Below are 15,164 nucleotides of genomic sequence, written 5' to 3' on the forward strand. Positions count from 1 at the left end.
TATTCCATCGCCTAACAGAATTATATTATCTGAATATTTAGACAGTCAAGTTAATTTTTGTATATTATAGATAAAAATAAACTTTTCGAGCATTTTCGGTACATTTCACCATTCCTTCTCACTCGATGTTATAAATTCAAACTCTAAATTGTAAAAAATCCCCGTCTCTACTACCCCATTAATCAGTTTAAGTTTTTTATGCACCCGTACTAAATCATTTACATTTGAGAACTTTACATCAACTATATAATTTTGATTGTCAGTAACTAAGATTTTTTCTTTATTTTTTCTAATAAAACAATAGCCTCCCATTTCTTCTATTGCTCTAACAGTTTTTGTAAAGCCAAAAGGTACGATTTCAACTGGTACAATAAAATCATCTATTATATCTGTAAATTTACTTTCATCCGCTAAAATTAAACAATTCTTTGCATTTAATAAAATTTTCTTCTCTCTAAATAAAGAACCTCCTCCGCCTTTAATTAATATTTTTTTATTAATAATTCTATCTGCACCATCAACCGCACAATCAATCTCGTTTATTTGATCTATTGATACTAATTTTAATTTATAATCATATGCTATTTTTTCAATGAACTTAGATGCAGGTATAAATTGAACATTTAATTTTTCATCTTTAATTCGTTCTGCAACCGCTTCCACAAAATAAGCCATTGTAGTACCAGAACCTAACCCAATTGTCATTCCATCTTTTACGTGTGCTGCACCAATTTTTGCAATATTTTTCTTATCCTCAAGGTTTTTAGATTTATCAAAAAAATTTACCATTCTGCAACAGTCCCATCTTCATGCCGCCACACAGGGTTTTTCCAATTATGTCCAATTTTTTGTTTCCCCCTTATAACCTCTTCATTTATTTCAATTCCTAAACCTGGATTCGTTGGATTTGAAACATACCCATCTTTATACTCAAATACAGTTTTATCTACTAAGTAATCTAACAAATCGCTGCCTTGATTATAATGAATCCCTAAACTCTGCTCTTGGATAAAGACATTATACGAAGAAGCATCCACTTGTAAACACGATGCTAGTGCAATTGGACCTAAAGGACAATGCGGCGCTACTGCTACATCATAAGCTTCTGCCATCGTAATTATCTTTTTACATTCCGTAATACCACCAGCATGAGATAAATCAGGTTGAATAATATCTACATAGCCATCTTGTAAAAGTTTTTTAAAATCCCACCTAGAAAACATTCTTTCTCCTGTAGCAATTGGTATATTGCAATGTAGTGCAACTTCTCTTAAAGCCTCATTGTTCTCTGGAAGGACTGGTTCTTCAATGAACATAGGATTATATATCTCTAATTCTTTTGCTAAAATTTTAGCCATTGGTTTATGCACTCTGCCATGGAAATCAATACCTATACCAAAATCCTTCCCTAAATTTTCTCTAATAATTGCTACTCGTTCAATTACAGCATCTATTTTATTATGAGAATCTATTATTTGAAGCTCTTCTGTTGCATTCATTTTTATTGCAGTAAATCCATTATCTTTTGCTGCTTGAGCCTGTTTTAATATATCACTTGGTCGATCACCGCCAATCCAAGAATAAACACGAACTTTTTCCCGACATGCACCACCCATCAAGTCATAAATAGGCGCATTATAATATTTTCCTTTAATATCCCAGAGTGCTTGGTCAATACCTGCAACTGCACTCATATGAATAGGACCGCCTCTATAGAAGCCTCCGCGATACAATACTTGCCAAATATCTTCAATACGCATTGGATCTTTGCCAATAATATACTCGCTTAATTCATGAATTGCAGCCTCTGTTGTAAAAGCTCTTCCCTCAACAATGGGTTCTCCCCAACCTACTAATCCATCATCCGTTGTAATTTTTAAAAAGAGCCAGCGTGGTGGTACAATAAATGTTTCAATTTGTTTAATTTTCAATACCTTTCACCTCTTTAAATGTGCTCGAAAATTTATTTGCCAATGATTTAATCCCATCAAAATCACGATTTGCAATTAACTGATTATTTATTAAAGCTCCACCTATCCCAACAGCAATCGCACCATTACTTAAAAATTGATTTAGATTTTCTAAATTGATTCCTCCTGTGGGCATTAATGGAATATGTGTTAATGGCCCGAGAACATCTTTAAAGTAAATCGCTCCTAAAGCTGCACCTGGAAATACTTTCAAAATATCTGCACCGGCTGAGTATGCATTTAAAATCTCAGTAGGGGTTAAAACTCCTGGAATCGATATTCGACCGTATTGATTTGTTAGTTGAACAGTTTCTTTGTTAAAGGTAGGAGAAAAGATAAAATCAGCATTTGCATCAATTGCCGTTTTGGCTGTAAAGGCATCTAATACCGTACCAGCTCCAATTAATAATTCATCCCCATATTTTTCTTTTAATTTCGCAATAAAATAATAACTATTTTCACTATCAACTGTAATCTCTATCACTTTCACTCCACCATCTACTAATGCACGAACTACTTGTTCTAAAATAGAAGGATCAATCTTTCGAATAACTGCTACAATACCGTTTTGTTCGATGAATTTTAATTTATCCCATTTCCTCATAAAATCCCCCCTAGCGTATAACATCTGTTTCAATTCTATTTTCTAAAAATCTGTACAAAACATCAGAAGTCGGTAAGCCTTCAATATCACCATACTGCTGGATAACCAATGCCCCCATTGCATTGCCAATTCTTGCACATTCTATTAATTCTTTGCCTTGTAGCAAACCATGAGTAAATCCAGCGTCAAATGCATCACCAGCACCTACTGGATCTACAATCGTTTTCACTGGAAATCCTGGCACATGATGCAATTGGCCGTTGAAAACGTATGCTCCATCTGCACCACACTTCAAAACTATTACCTTATTACTTTGTGAATACAAGCTTTTACACATAGCTAATCGATCAGTTAAATTTGTTAAAAAAATAGCCTCTTCTTCACCAATTAATATATAGTCTGATAATAAAGCGATTTCATGAAGTACTTGAAATGCTCTTTCTTTTGACCATAGTTTGAATCGAATATTTGGATCAAATATAATTTTTACGTTATTTTGTTTAGCTAATTTAATAGCTTGCATTGTTAACTCATAACAACTTTTACTTAATGCAGGGGTTATGCCAGTAACATGTAAAAATTTAAAATTTTCAAACGAAATATTATCTAGAAGTTCTTTTGACATAAAGCTAGCGGCTGAATTTTTTCGATAATAATATACATTTAATTGATCTGGAGTAATTTGCTCTTTAAATAATAAGCCTGTTGGTCCTTCATCTGAAAAAATAGTGTTATTAGTAATTACTCCTTCTCCCTTGATTCTTTTTAAAATAAGAGAACCAAAACTATCATTCCCTAACTTACTTATCCATTCCACTGTTTCCCCTAACCGTGCAAGTCCAATTGCAAAATTAGATTCTGCACCTCCAATTTTAGGAAATATGCTTGTTGTATTTTCTAAGCTTCCTATTTGGTTCGATTGAAAAATAACCATCGTTTCACCAATTGTCAAAACATCCCGAATAGGCTGCATTTTATTCCCCCTCTTTAAAATTCGCTTTTTTTACTACAGCATGACCTCCGAATTGATGACGCAAGGAAGCTACAACTTTACCTGCAAAAGTATCATGACGTAAGGATCGATTACGCATCATAAGAGATAGAGCAATAACTGGAGCGGGTACATTCAAGTCTAGAGCAGTTTCAATTGTCCATTTTGCTTCTCCCGATGCATGCATTTCACCTGAGATGTTCTCTAATGATTGGTCTTCACTAAATACATTAATCATTAGCTCCATTAGCCAGGATTTAATTACAGAACTACTGTTCCATAATGTTGCTACCTCTTTATAGCTATACTCAAATTCGCTCTCGTGGAGAATTTCAAAGCCTTCAGCAATTGCCTGCATCATTCCATATTCAATTCCATTATGAATCATTTTTAAAAAATGCCCGCTGCCAGCTGGACCTGTATATAAGTAACCATTTTCAGAACTAATTTTTTTTAGTATAGGTTCAATCCGGTCAAAAGCTTCCTTATCTCCTCCTATCATTGAACATAATCCATGTCTTGCTCCTTTCAATCCACCACTTGTTCCACAATCTAGAAAGTAAATTCCTTTCTCCTTATAACGTTTATACCAATACTGAGAATTTTTATAATGAGAATTTCCAGCCTCAATAACGATTATATTCTTTGGCAAATTGTTTAATAATTCTTCCAGCATCTTTTCAGTTTCTTCCCCATGTGGCACCAATAGAAATAAAGCATCTGTTGGTGAAAGAGATTCTACAAATTCAACTAAACTATGAAAAAACATAAAGTTTCTTTTTTTAAACAATGAATTACACTGAATTTTATCCATTATCGAATGATCAATATCGTAACCGACTACATCAATATTGTTCTCAAGCATATTGCATGCTAAATTAAATCCCATTCTTCCTAATCCAACAATCCCTATTTTCATAAACATTCTCCTTGTGTTTAAATCATTAATTGATCCATCAAAATAACTGTTACAATTCTCAGAACTCGTTTCTTTCTTAAAAATAGGTCGTTTTTAATCCAATTGACCACCAATTAATGCATCCATAGAAGGTGTAGCTGCAATAGCCAAATGATTTTCCATTAGTTACATTGGATATCAAAACTGCTATACACTAAGCTAGTAAACTAGTACGTGTATAAATGACACTTTCGTATACTGAATATTCTGACTAGATAATACATAAAGAGATATTGTGCTGGTTCCTATTCCTAAATTTCCTGCATAAAATTCAACTCTAAAAAGGTCAAAGTCCAATTTTATTTCTATTTTCGAAGCATTACAAAAATTCATTGTTTCTAGAAATGAGATATTTAAAGCAAGTCCCCTTATAAAAATCGTAATTGTTCAAGTAAACTCTCTTACTTGAATAGAAAAATGCCCCCACAAATCCCGCTTATTAATTCTAATAAAAACCAACTAAAATTCTTTTTTAACATGTAGATGAAATTAATCGAACTACTTAGCAGCAGTTACATTTCTACTGCGATTACTGAGTGAATAGGTAATCCTAGAAACAGCATTGTAGATAATGAAAATAATCCTCCCCCCTACTAAATTTCCAACCTAATGGCTGCAAAAAATAATCTAGTAATCCAATTTAACCCTCTCCTCGTTAGAATAACACTTATGTGCCGATAGAATTTTATTATAGATAAGAGAATTAATTATACATTAAACAGAAAAATGGTATCAAATTGGATTTCGTAAATTTTATCTTATAATTTTAGGAAATACAATATAATCTTTGAATGATAATTTCTTGGACAAGTTTGTATTAGTAAAACAAAAAGACGTTTTTTCCCACTTTAGAAACGACTGAAATAATTGTTGAAAATAATTTTTTAAAAATTACAACCCTCTTTTAGCCCTATTATAAAATTTTCTAACTAAAAAAGATGAAACCAAAATGGCATCATCTTTTTTCACTACTCCTCTATTAATCGATTTACGAAAGACTTGTTATTTTATACAGCCGTTTTCCGAGCTCTTCCTTCCATTTTTCAGCCAACTCTTCTACTTCCAAAAGTTGTTCTATTGCTTCAATATCTTTTGGTCTATGAAAATAAACTTCATTTCCAAAAAGAATGGATACGCGTTTAGGATGTTGTTCTATTAATGTAATATTAGAATCTTTTCTTACCATTCCTTCTTCTAAAACTCGACATAGATATCCGGTATAGCCTGTCTGAACAATTCTTTTTAAAATATGAGGATTATTTATTCTTTTTGTAATCGTACTACATGGAACACGTCCCTGTGTTATTTGAATAACTGCCTCACCTAGTTTAAATATGTCTCCAACATGAACATCGCTTTCTAACATATTCGTTGAAGTAATATTTTCCCCAAAGGCAGAAGTCGGTAATGATTCTCCAATTTCCTTTTCCCAAAAAGAATAATGTTCATATGGATAAACACATACTGCACGGTCAGGACCACCATGATGCTTTTTATCTGCTACTCCATCCCCTATAAACCCTTCTTTTGTTAAGAAAGCTTCTTCTACTGTTTCCTTGCAAATTGCAGTAGAAAGAAGTTGATCATTGCTATATTTCATTTGTTTTGGTAAACCAATTGAAAAAGTTTTTAGTTCAATCACCACAGAGTCCTCGCCTTCTCTCTTATAATCTTTTCTTATTATAGCAAAGTTTAACAATGAATAAAAAAGCATCTAAACAGAATTGTCTAGATGCAAATAGTTAAACAATTTATTTTAAAGAATATAATAAGCTATTTTGTATTCGTAAAACCACCGTCAATACGAATTACTTCACCGTTAATATATTCTGCTTTCGATGTTAATAAAAATGTAACGAGTTCTGCTACTTCCTCAGGTGTTCCTAAACGTTTTTGAGGAATTCCGCGAGTTGCATTTTCTTTCATTTCAGGGTTTGCTTCATAAAAGGTTTTTACCATTGGTGTTTCTGTTGGCCCAGGTGCAATAGCATTTACCCTTAATCCATCCTTTGCATATTCTGCAACCATACTTTTTGTTAAACCAACAATTCCGTGCTTTGTTGCAGAATAAGTAACAACAGAGTCTTGTCCGATTACACCAGCACTTGAAGCCGTATTGACAATTGAACCCCCACCATTTTTTATCATTACTTCAGCAACATAGCGAACACCATATAGTGCTCCTAGAAGATTAATCCCAACAATTTGATCAATTTCTTCTGATGTCGTGTCTAAGAAAAATTTACCGCTGCCTGAAATACCCGCGTTATTAAAGAAATAATCGATGGAACCAAATTGTTTAACAGTTTGCTCAACGTAATTTTTCACTTCTTTTTGTTTAGATACATCCGCTTTAACAAAAATGGAATCGACACCTAGTTTCTTAACCATTTCAACTGTTTCATGTCCGCCCTTCTCGCTAACATCCACCACCACAATATTGACTCCTTCTTGTGCTAAGCGAACAGCAGTAGCTTGTCCTAACCCGCTGCCTCCTCCAGTAATAATAGCAACTTTACTCATCACTAATACCTCCAATTTAGTACTTGACATGGTGTGACTAAGATTGAAAATTAAACCTATTTTAGTATAAACAGATTTCTAATAATCATAATTTATTGCTTAAAATAATCGATGGGATTGGTGTTTACATATTACGCCATAAAAAAACCCTAACAAAAAATTGTTAGGGAGATTTTTAACAAAGTATAAAAGGAAGCTATTTTTAATTAATCTAGCATTATAATCTAATCGTCCAACCAAAAGTATCTTCAATGGAGCCATTTTGGATGCCTGTTAATGTATCGTACAGCATTTGTGAAACTTCACCAATTTCACCTTTATTAATAATCAATTTATCATTTAAATATTTTAATTCTCCTACTGGAGAGATTACTGCAGCTGTACCAGTACCAAATACCTCTTCTAATGTTCCATTATTATGTGCCTCAACAACTTCTTCAATAGAGATTCGGCGCTCTTCAACAGGAATATTTTTAGACTTTAATACTTGAATCATCGAGTCGCGTGTAATCCCTGGTAAAATACTTCCATTCAGTGCAGGTGTAATAACCTTTCCGTCAATTTTAAAGAAGATATTCATACTTCCTACTTCTTCAACGTAACAATTTTCTTTACCATCTAGCCACAATGTTTGAGCATAGCCTTCTTTACTTGCAATTTCCTGGCCTTTTAAAGCACTTGCATAGTTTCCTCCTGTTTTTGCTGCACCTGTTCCACCTCTTACAGCACGAACAAATTGTTGTTCCACCATAATTTTAACTGGATTAATGCCTTCTTTGTAATAAGAACCCGAAGGAGACATGATAATAATAAATTGATAGCGATTTGAAGGATGCACTCCTAAATTTGCTTCAGTAGCAATAATGAATGGTCGGATATATAGTGAAGTCCCTGGTGCATTCGGTACCCATTCACGGTCAATTGAAACTAATTGTTTTAATGCTTCTAACGCATATTCCTCATCAATTTTTGGAATACATAAACGATCATTTGAATTATTAAGACGTTTAAAATTTTGGTCTGGACGGAATAAAAGAACTTCATTATCTACTGTTACGTAAGCTTTTAAACCTTCAAATACAGATTGACCGTAATGGAAAATCATTGCTGACGGGTCTAATGAAATCGGTTGATATGGAACAATGCGTCCATCATGCCATCCGATTCCCTCTGTATAATCAAGGATAAACATATGATCTGTGAAGTAATGTCCAAAACCTAATTCATCAGGTGCTGGTTTTTGTTTCGGATTTGTAGTTAACTGTGTAGTAATATCTAACATTTTCTGGCCTCCAAATAATACAAGTTGAAAATTCTGAAATTAAGGACGGTAATAACCTTTTGTTTATCCTTAAACAATTCCATATCGTTATTCTACTATTTTACTTTAATTCTAAAAATAATACATCAAATAAAATATGAAAATTGCAAATTTTAATAAATTTATTATATGAAAAATAGTTTATTTGTGAAACCTACAAATATTCCAAATTTCACTTCTTTTTTAGCTTCCCTTTCTCCAACTTACTATAAGGTACATTCATATAAAAAAACGCTTTGAATTAATTTAAATTCAAAACGTTCAATAACTTTTTAATTGAAATGTGCATCCCTATAAAGGAAGCAATTTCACTGTTTGTTTTGCTTGTAAATCCTCAATCATTTGCAGCCACTCTTGTGGTTTGTTAGATAATACAGAATAATAATCTTTTAAGAAATCTACAATTAAGCTGGCTGGAATTTCTGTAACTTTATCGTCGGTTGGTATAAAGCAAAAATCTAATCCTTTCACTGCTTCCCCATCATTTTTCCAAGATGGATGAACGTATGGAAAATCAAGACGTTGGTAACCAAGATGTGATAATACTTCACGACGAACAAATGGATTCATTGGCTTAATTCCGCCAAATTCAAAGTCTTCTCTTTCGTATGGATCATAAATTTCTGCAAAACCACCGAATAACACTTTACCATTTTCTTTTGCAAGCTGGTTCAAGTCTTGCTGGCGGTTGTTAGCTAAAAATCTACCAATAGAAAGTCCTGGGCGGCCAATAATTGTAAAGTCTGTCATAGCAATATTCCATTGAGGATAATAACGATACTCAGTTGCTCCTACTACTTCATCATTATGGACTGCAACAAAAACTCGAATGCTTGGATCCTCCAGAGGTTCCTTCCAAAGATCAAATTCTAATACTTCTTCTGGAGGAAATACTTCACCTAACAATGTATGCATTTTAGCAAATAACGGATCTTCTATATTTGTAATTCTGATATAATCCATCTATTATTCTCCTTTATGTTTTGTACTTTTTCTATCATATTACTTAATCTTTATACACAAAGAAAGAAATTTTTTCTAAAGTTGTTAATGATAAGAGAAAACTATACCTTTAACACTTCCATTGTAAAGACAAATTGTTTATGTTAATCATAGCTTTCATTTGCTGCAGTAAATCTAGCCCAAGTATTCCATCTAACGTAAAGCCATAATTCATAGCACCGATTTCAATTTGATAGTTATCTACTCTCATATTACCGATTTTAATTGAGTCCACTACTTTAGAGTAGACAAACTCTGATCCACCAACCCCATAAACTTTGTAAATTGGATCATTCTCTTCAGCAACTATTCCGATAGACTCCGCTAAATCGCATGAAATGATTGTACTTGCAGAACCAGTGTCGACTAGCACTCGTTTAAGAAGCACCGTTTGACCTTTAAACAATATTTCCATATCTGTAATTAATAAACCTTTATCAATAGTCAGCTTTTTCATTACTGAGCACACCTACCCATCTACCTTCATACATAGACGATTATTTTTCACCAATATATGCTTGTACTACTTCAATCAACACTCAGGTATTTTTGTACAACAATACAAAAAACATCTCCTTTTTAGAGACGAAATAATTTGCATAAAATTAATAAAGTTTTGTTTCAACTAGTCCAGGTACTAAAGAATAATCAAATTCCTTTAAATAAGGAATTTTTAATCTTGCTTTATCTATTTGGCTAAAATCTAAATCACATAAAAGAATCTCTTCTTTTGTTCTCGAACATTCGTGAACAATTGCTCCTTTAGGATCAATCAATTTCGTTTTGCCACAGCTTCCTTCACCTACTGTGTTTGCTCCCAATACAAAAACCGTATTATCTAAGGCACGCGCTGGAAGCTGGATATCCCATCGTTTCTCAGATGCAAGTCTTGTCACTGAAGAAACAATAATCAATTGTGCACCGCGCAATGCTAATATTCTGCTTAACTCAGGAAATTCAATATCATAACATATCAATGTCCCAATCTTTCCTATCGATGTTTGAATAGGGTCATACTTACGTTCACCATGTTTAAAATGAAGCTGTTCTTTATCCCAAAGAAAGGATTTATGGTATGTTTTAAGAATTTCACCATTGCTCTCAATTACTGATAGTGCAATAAAAAAATCTTCTCCCTTTTTATCAATAAAAGGCACGACAAGTACTACAGAATGTTCCCTTGCAATAGCTCTAAACTGTTCAACAATGTCCTTAGTTTCTTGCTGCAATTTTGCAAATACTGGTTTTGTAAGATGATAGCCGCTTGACCAAAGCTCTGGTAATACGATTAATTGAGCACCCTTTTTTATCGCTTCATATACAAATTTTTTCCCTTTTTCTCTATTTTTATCAATTTGTCCTGAAATCGATTCCATTTGAATAGCTGCAATCTTCATATGAAGACCTCGTTTCTAAATATTTAAAATTAGTATGTACAAATTGAGATAATTTTACATATCTTTTATTTGATCAATTTAAACTAGGTTGACGTTAAAAAAATGCTTCGTTATATTAAAATTAAAAAGAATGGCGTGATAATTTTGAATAATCAGTATTTCATAGATTTATTGAATGAATATCACCTTCAAATAAATAAAATGAAAGAAAGACTTTGGAATGAAAAAAGCGATATTTATATTTCAAACTCTGAATGGTTAATCATTAAGATAATTTTTAAAAGTTCACCTACAATTTCAAATGTTTCAAAGAGAGTAAACATTTCCCGCCAGGCTACCCATAAATTTATAAAAAGTCTTGAAACTAAAGGTTTACTTGAGATAAAGAACATACAAAATAATAAAAAGGAAAAGTGTGTTCAGTTAACAAAGCTTGGAGAACAATGTTTTGAACAATATGAAGTTTTAATGGAGAAGATTGAGAAAGAAATTTGTGAAAAAATTGGTCAAGATAAGTTTGAAGTATTGATTGAAATCTTAAAAACCAATTGCGGATTAGAAAAGTAAAAAGTCTCCAGCTTAAGCAGGAAAAGTGTGTAAATATTATATGAAAACCCGTAATAAATGCGCGAAACTGAGTTGAAATTCCAAACCGCGTTAAAAGTACGTGAAACCGCAGAAAAAAGCAGAAAAAATGCATAAATATAATATAAAAACGTGTAATAACTACCAAAAACCACGTAAAATAGAATTTAATTTGGAGATTAATTTAGGTACGTGCTTGACCTTTCCTTATTCATTCCATTTCTTCCTCCAAAAATTGACCAATTAAAATATTTTTCAGTTTAACTGCATTATCACCTTCCAATTTGCCATACCCCTCTTCTTCATTATTGCTAATAATAATTACCTCATCGTCATCTTCAAACCAAATTCGATAGAGAAAAAGCTTTTCGGACATATTTTCTTCATATGTAAAAAATAGAGTAAGTTGTAGATCTTCCTTTGCAGACATTTCTTTTGAAGAATTCGGCTTCCATTTTACTTCATTAAATATACTTTTCAATGAATCCAATGTTATAAGATCCACAAGGATAACCTCTTCTTCATACATTTCATCTTCATCTATTTTTTGTATATCAACCCTCGTTAAATGAGGGTCAGCCTCATCGGAACAGGCTCCTATACTAACTCCCATTATGAGGAGCAACATAATAATTTGAATTTTTTTCACTTAAAATACGCCTCCATTTTCTATTACCAAAAAAGGACTTTGATGATCCATTATATGGAATGTGCATTTAGAATAAAACTATTTTAAATGTGCACATTACTTTTTAGGAGGTGATTATTATGAGCAAAAATAATAAAAGAACAATCAATGTAAGAACTCATAACAGTTTCGATATTTATAATTGCAATAGTAATGACAAAGATGAAAAACGAAACGAAGAATTTGCAGCTGATTTTGACGATGAGTTGCAGGATAAAAATATTATGACGAGTAAAAACCAACAAACTTATAAAAATAAATAAAATAAGACATTTTAATAAAATAATGCGTATAAATATTCTTAAAAATCTTCTTATCTAGGCAAGACCAAATATATCCATAAAAGGTGAGGGCTATATACTCGCCTTTTTAAATTTCTTCATTCTGCTTTTTTGAGTATAAGTCAACGAATAAATTTCCATTAGCATCAATTTGAGCTAGGAATACTTCATTTGTCGATTTTGCTCCGTGTTTTTGAATTTCATTTTGGAGCCAATTATTTGAGTAACCTAAAATCGTTAAATTTTTATCCAAAATATGACCATCGACTATTAATAAACTTGGTGCGTGCTCCATTTGCACTTTTAAACCCAATAAGCGAGGTGTTATTGGCTCAAGATCAGATTTTTTCATTACACTTAGTTCACCATTTGTCTCTAAGATGGCCATTTCTACATCCTCAATTTTAAAAATCCCTTCTTCACGTAATAGCTTCATTAGTTCATCAATCGCAAGTTGATTTTTCTTCATTGTTTCTTCTAACACTTTTCCACTTTTAATGAGAATCGCAGGCTTTCCATCAGTAAGTTCCAAGAATTTCCTCGATTTCAATCCTAAAAACCCCATGATGATCGGAAAAATTCCCCATAGACCTAATGCAATAAGTCCATCTGATATGTGTATATTTTTGTCTATAGACATCGTTGCAGCAATTGATCCTACTGTAATTCCTACAACATAGTCGAAAAATGTAAGATGTGAAAGCTGCTTTTTCCCCATTATTCTTGTCAGAATAAGCAAAACAATAAATGCTGTAATTGAACGCAGCAATATTAATAAAAATTCAGGCATTCATAATACCTCCGTAATTTTCCATTGTTGAGGAAGTATTTATATTATTGGATATCAAATCAATTAATATACAATAATTGGATTTTGTTTTGGATCATTAATCTTCAACTAATTTTTTAATAAATTTGCTACTTTAAGTTTTTCTATACAATAATAAATTACTGTGTTACCTTGATTTAGGCATAAATTTATTTTACATAAGGAGGCAAATAATATGGGAAATATATCAAGATTAAAAGTAATTGCTGGAGTAGCAATCGTAGTGCTCATTTGGGGCACTGTTTGGCCAATTTACAAAATAGCTTTAAATTATGCGCCTCCCATTTTATTCGCAGGATTAAGATCTATTCTTGGAGGACTTTTATTTTCTGCCTTTTTACTTCCAAAGTGGAGAGAAATTCGTTTTAAGGAAGTTTGGCATATTTTCATAATATCCGCCATATTTAATGTAATTATTTTTTATGGTCTTCAATCTATAGGTCTTCAATATTTACCTGCAGGACTTTTCTCAGTCATAGTTTATTTACAGCCGGTGCTTGTCGTTTTACTTGCTTGGCTTTGGTTAAAAGAACCCTTAACTACAATGAAAATATCAGGCATTATTATTGGCTTTTTAGGGGTGATTTTTGTCAGCTTTGATGGCATCACAGGAAAAGTATCAGCCATCGGAATTTTATTAGCTCTTATTACAGGTATTGGTTGGGCTATTGGGACGGTATATGTTAAGAAGAAAAGTAGTTTAGTCAATGGATTATGGTTAGTAGCAATGCAAAACATAATTGGTGGTATTGTTTTTATTATTATAGGGATGGGGACAGAAGATATAACTTCAATTGATTGGAATTTACCTTTTATCGCTACGCTTCTTTATGGTGCTGTTTTTGGTGTTACGTTAGCATTTGTTATCTATAATAAGTTAATGAGTGCAGGTGAAGCTAGTAAAGTAAGTTCGTTTACCTTTCTAGTACCACTTATTTCAGTCCTAATCGGTACACTCTTTTTAAATGAACCTTTTACATATTCACTTCTAATTGGCATGGTTCTTATATTAGGCAGTATTTATATGATTAATAGAAAAAATATTCCACATTAAATAACATGGAGTGAAGAATCCTTAGTAATTCTTCACTCTATTTTTTATAAATTAAACTATCGAGAAACAAAGGCAAAAATGTGATAGCTTAAGATTATCATCTGCTTATATGCTTTATCATAATGTTCAACTGACTTATAACGAATGAAAATATCATTTATAAAAATTTGATATTATTTGTTTAAACTTTAAAATATGTATGTTTTTTTTGTAATTTTTACTGTAAACGCAATCAATATGAACAATATGTGAAATAATTCACTAACTATTTTAATTTGATAATTTTGGGTGTAGAATGGTCTCAATGATATATAACACAATGTGTTTATTTGAAACACCCATTCAGTGTTATATAACAAAGTTTCTAGGTTTGACATAAGTTCTTATATTAAAACTTAAGGAGGCGACCCTTAATGTGGGTAGTAACAGTATTTGAACAAGAAGCATACCGTATTTTTGAATTTGAAACAAAAGAAGAAGCTTTAAATTTACTTCAGAAAATAGAAAAACCAGCAATTCTTTCCTATACTCAATTAACTTTAGCTGCGTAAAATAATATTAGGGCTAATCAGAAAATAATCTGATTAGCCCTCTTTTATGTGAAAAACAATATTGACTCAAGCAAACAATTCTTCAATATTTCACCCCAAGTAAATTTTTAAGTTTAACTGTTATTCAATAAATAATAAAACAATATTGCAACGAGAATGTTTGGGAGTCCTATTAAAAATGAGTTCAAACTGATATTTTGTCTTTTTACTCTACCTTCATCAGATTCAGTTGTAAAATTTGCTCGCATTCGATCTCCACTAACCATTGCACCAGAAGTAATTAAAGAAATGATACTATGTCAAGAAAATGGACAGAAGAAATTGAGATTTCACTCTGAATCTAGCGCGCTATCGCTTGCTCGCCTCACAAATAATTTAAGGGGCGTAACCCTTAAATTATTTGTGAGGTT

At 32.1% G+C, this 15,164-nt stretch carries 18 protein-coding genes; 4 read left to right on the top strand and 14 right to left on the bottom strand.

Translation table 11 applies throughout. The features are described 5' to 3' along the window. Nucleotides 1–105: 105 nt before the first annotated feature. The 11 genes from rpiA to EKG35_RS01850 all read right to left on the bottom strand — a co-directional run bounded on the left by rpiA (nucleotide 106) and on the right by EKG35_RS01850 (nucleotide 10,766). A complete protein-coding gene (gene rpiA / locus EKG35_RS01800; protein ID WP_126292601.1) occupies nucleotides 106–789 on the bottom strand; it encodes a ribose 5-phosphate isomerase A in 684 nt (227 codons plus the stop codon). Continuing rightward, entirely contained in the window at nucleotides 783–1,931 is a 1,149-nt protein-coding gene (gene dgoD / locus EKG35_RS01805) for a galactonate dehydratase (protein WP_126292602.1), read from the bottom strand. The genes rpiA and dgoD overlap by 7 nt, the downstream gene beginning before the upstream one ends. Then, nucleotides 1,921–2,574 (bottom strand): bifunctional 4-hydroxy-2-oxoglutarate aldolase/2-dehydro-3-deoxy-phosphogluconate aldolase, encoded by a 654-nt coding sequence (locus EKG35_RS01810; protein WP_126292603.1) that lies wholly within the window; start codon nucleotides 2,572–2,574, stop codon nucleotides 1,921–1,923. The genes dgoD and EKG35_RS01810 overlap by 11 nt, the downstream gene beginning before the upstream one ends. Before the next feature lie 10 nt (nucleotides 2,575–2,584). Beyond that, nucleotides 2,585–3,547, bottom strand: a complete 963-nt coding sequence (locus EKG35_RS01815; protein WP_126292604.1) for a sugar kinase — start codon at nucleotides 3,545–3,547, stop codon at nucleotides 2,585–2,587. A 1-nt stretch (nucleotide 3,548) separates the two neighbouring features. Next, on the bottom strand, nucleotides 3,549–4,484 hold the full coding sequence (gnd, locus tag EKG35_RS01820) for a phosphogluconate dehydrogenase (NAD(+)-dependent, decarboxylating) (RefSeq protein ID WP_126292605.1): 936 nt from the start codon (nucleotides 4,482–4,484) through the stop codon (nucleotides 3,549–3,551). Nucleotides 4,485–5,511: 1,027 nt separating this feature from the next. Beyond that, nucleotides 5,512–6,168 carry an MOSC domain-containing protein gene (locus EKG35_RS01825; protein WP_126292606.1) on the bottom strand — a complete coding sequence of 219 codons (657 nt, stop codon included), beginning with the start codon at nucleotides 6,166–6,168 and terminating at the stop codon, nucleotides 5,512–5,514. A 128-nt stretch (nucleotides 6,169–6,296) separates the two neighbouring features. Beyond that, nucleotides 6,297–7,046, bottom strand: a complete 750-nt coding sequence (locus EKG35_RS01830; RefSeq protein ID WP_126292607.1) for an SDR family NAD(P)-dependent oxidoreductase — start codon at nucleotides 7,044–7,046, stop codon at nucleotides 6,297–6,299. A 217-nt stretch (nucleotides 7,047–7,263) separates the two neighbouring features. Further along, nucleotides 7,264–8,328, bottom strand: a complete 1,065-nt coding sequence (locus tag EKG35_RS01835) for a branched-chain amino acid aminotransferase (RefSeq protein ID WP_126292608.1) — start codon at nucleotides 8,326–8,328, stop codon at nucleotides 7,264–7,266. Nucleotides 8,329–8,658: 330 nt separating this feature from the next. Continuing rightward, on the bottom strand, nucleotides 8,659–9,330 hold the full coding sequence (locus EKG35_RS01840; RefSeq protein ID WP_126292609.1) for a GNAT family N-acetyltransferase: 672 nt from the start codon (nucleotides 9,328–9,330) through the stop codon (nucleotides 8,659–8,661). Nucleotides 9,331–9,439: 109 nt separating this feature from the next. Further along, entirely contained in the window at nucleotides 9,440–9,826 is a 387-nt protein-coding gene (locus tag EKG35_RS01845; RefSeq protein WP_126292610.1) for a retropepsin-like aspartic protease, read from the bottom strand. A 148-nt stretch (nucleotides 9,827–9,974) separates the two neighbouring features. Then, entirely contained in the window at nucleotides 9,975–10,766 is a 792-nt protein-coding gene (locus EKG35_RS01850) for a nitrilase-related carbon-nitrogen hydrolase (RefSeq protein ID WP_126292611.1), read from the bottom strand. Nucleotides 10,767–10,901: 135 nt separating this feature from the next. Here EKG35_RS01850 and EKG35_RS01855 point away from each other — a divergent pair, with 135 nt between their 5' ends. Continuing rightward, the gene (locus tag EKG35_RS01855) at nucleotides 10,902–11,333 is read left to right on the top strand and encodes a MarR family winged helix-turn-helix transcriptional regulator (protein WP_342774090.1); all 432 of its coding nucleotides are present in this window, start codon (nucleotides 10,902–10,904) and stop codon (nucleotides 11,331–11,333) included. 229 nt (nucleotides 11,334–11,562) lie between these two features. Here the strand turns inward: EKG35_RS01855 and EKG35_RS01860 are convergent, their stop codons facing one another. Further along, on the bottom strand, nucleotides 11,563–12,000 hold the full coding sequence (locus EKG35_RS01860) for a hypothetical protein (RefSeq protein ID WP_126292613.1): 438 nt from the start codon (nucleotides 11,998–12,000) through the stop codon (nucleotides 11,563–11,565). A 119-nt stretch (nucleotides 12,001–12,119) separates the two neighbouring features. On the opposite strand from EKG35_RS01860, the gene EKG35_RS01865 reads away from it, so the two are divergent. Next, entirely contained in the window at nucleotides 12,120–12,302 is a 183-nt protein-coding gene (locus EKG35_RS01865; protein WP_126292614.1) for a hypothetical protein, read from the top strand. Nucleotides 12,303–12,408: 106 nt separating this feature from the next. Here EKG35_RS01865 and EKG35_RS01870 read toward each other — a convergent pair whose 3' ends face one another. Beyond that, nucleotides 12,409–13,110 carry a YetF domain-containing protein gene (locus tag EKG35_RS01870; protein ID WP_126292615.1) on the bottom strand — a complete coding sequence of 234 codons (702 nt, stop codon included), beginning with the start codon at nucleotides 13,108–13,110 and terminating at the stop codon, nucleotides 12,409–12,411. Nucleotides 13,111–13,324: 214 nt separating this feature from the next. Here EKG35_RS01870 and EKG35_RS01875 point away from each other — a divergent pair, with 214 nt between their 5' ends. Continuing rightward, entirely contained in the window at nucleotides 13,325–14,203 is an 879-nt protein-coding gene (locus tag EKG35_RS01875; protein WP_126292616.1) for a DMT family transporter, read from the top strand. A gap of 413 nt (nucleotides 14,204–14,616) precedes the next feature. Continuing rightward, on the top strand, nucleotides 14,617–14,754 hold the full coding sequence (locus EKG35_RS20790; protein ID WP_185807609.1) for a hypothetical protein: 138 nt from the start codon (nucleotides 14,617–14,619) through the stop codon (nucleotides 14,752–14,754). Between the two features lie 113 nt (nucleotides 14,755–14,867). On the opposite strand, the gene EKG35_RS21560 is transcribed toward EKG35_RS20790, so the two are convergent. Further along, nucleotides 14,868–15,047 carry a DUF5316 domain-containing protein gene (locus EKG35_RS21560; RefSeq protein WP_425462044.1) on the bottom strand — a complete coding sequence of 60 codons (180 nt, stop codon included), beginning with the start codon at nucleotides 15,045–15,047 and terminating at the stop codon, nucleotides 14,868–14,870. Between the last annotated feature and the right edge of the window lie 117 nt (nucleotides 15,048–15,164).

Origin of the sequence: Lysinibacillus telephonicus (assembly GCF_003966145.1) — a bacterium.
Classification (GTDB): Bacteria; Bacillota; Bacilli; order Bacillales_A; family Planococcaceae; genus Ureibacillus; species Ureibacillus telephonicus.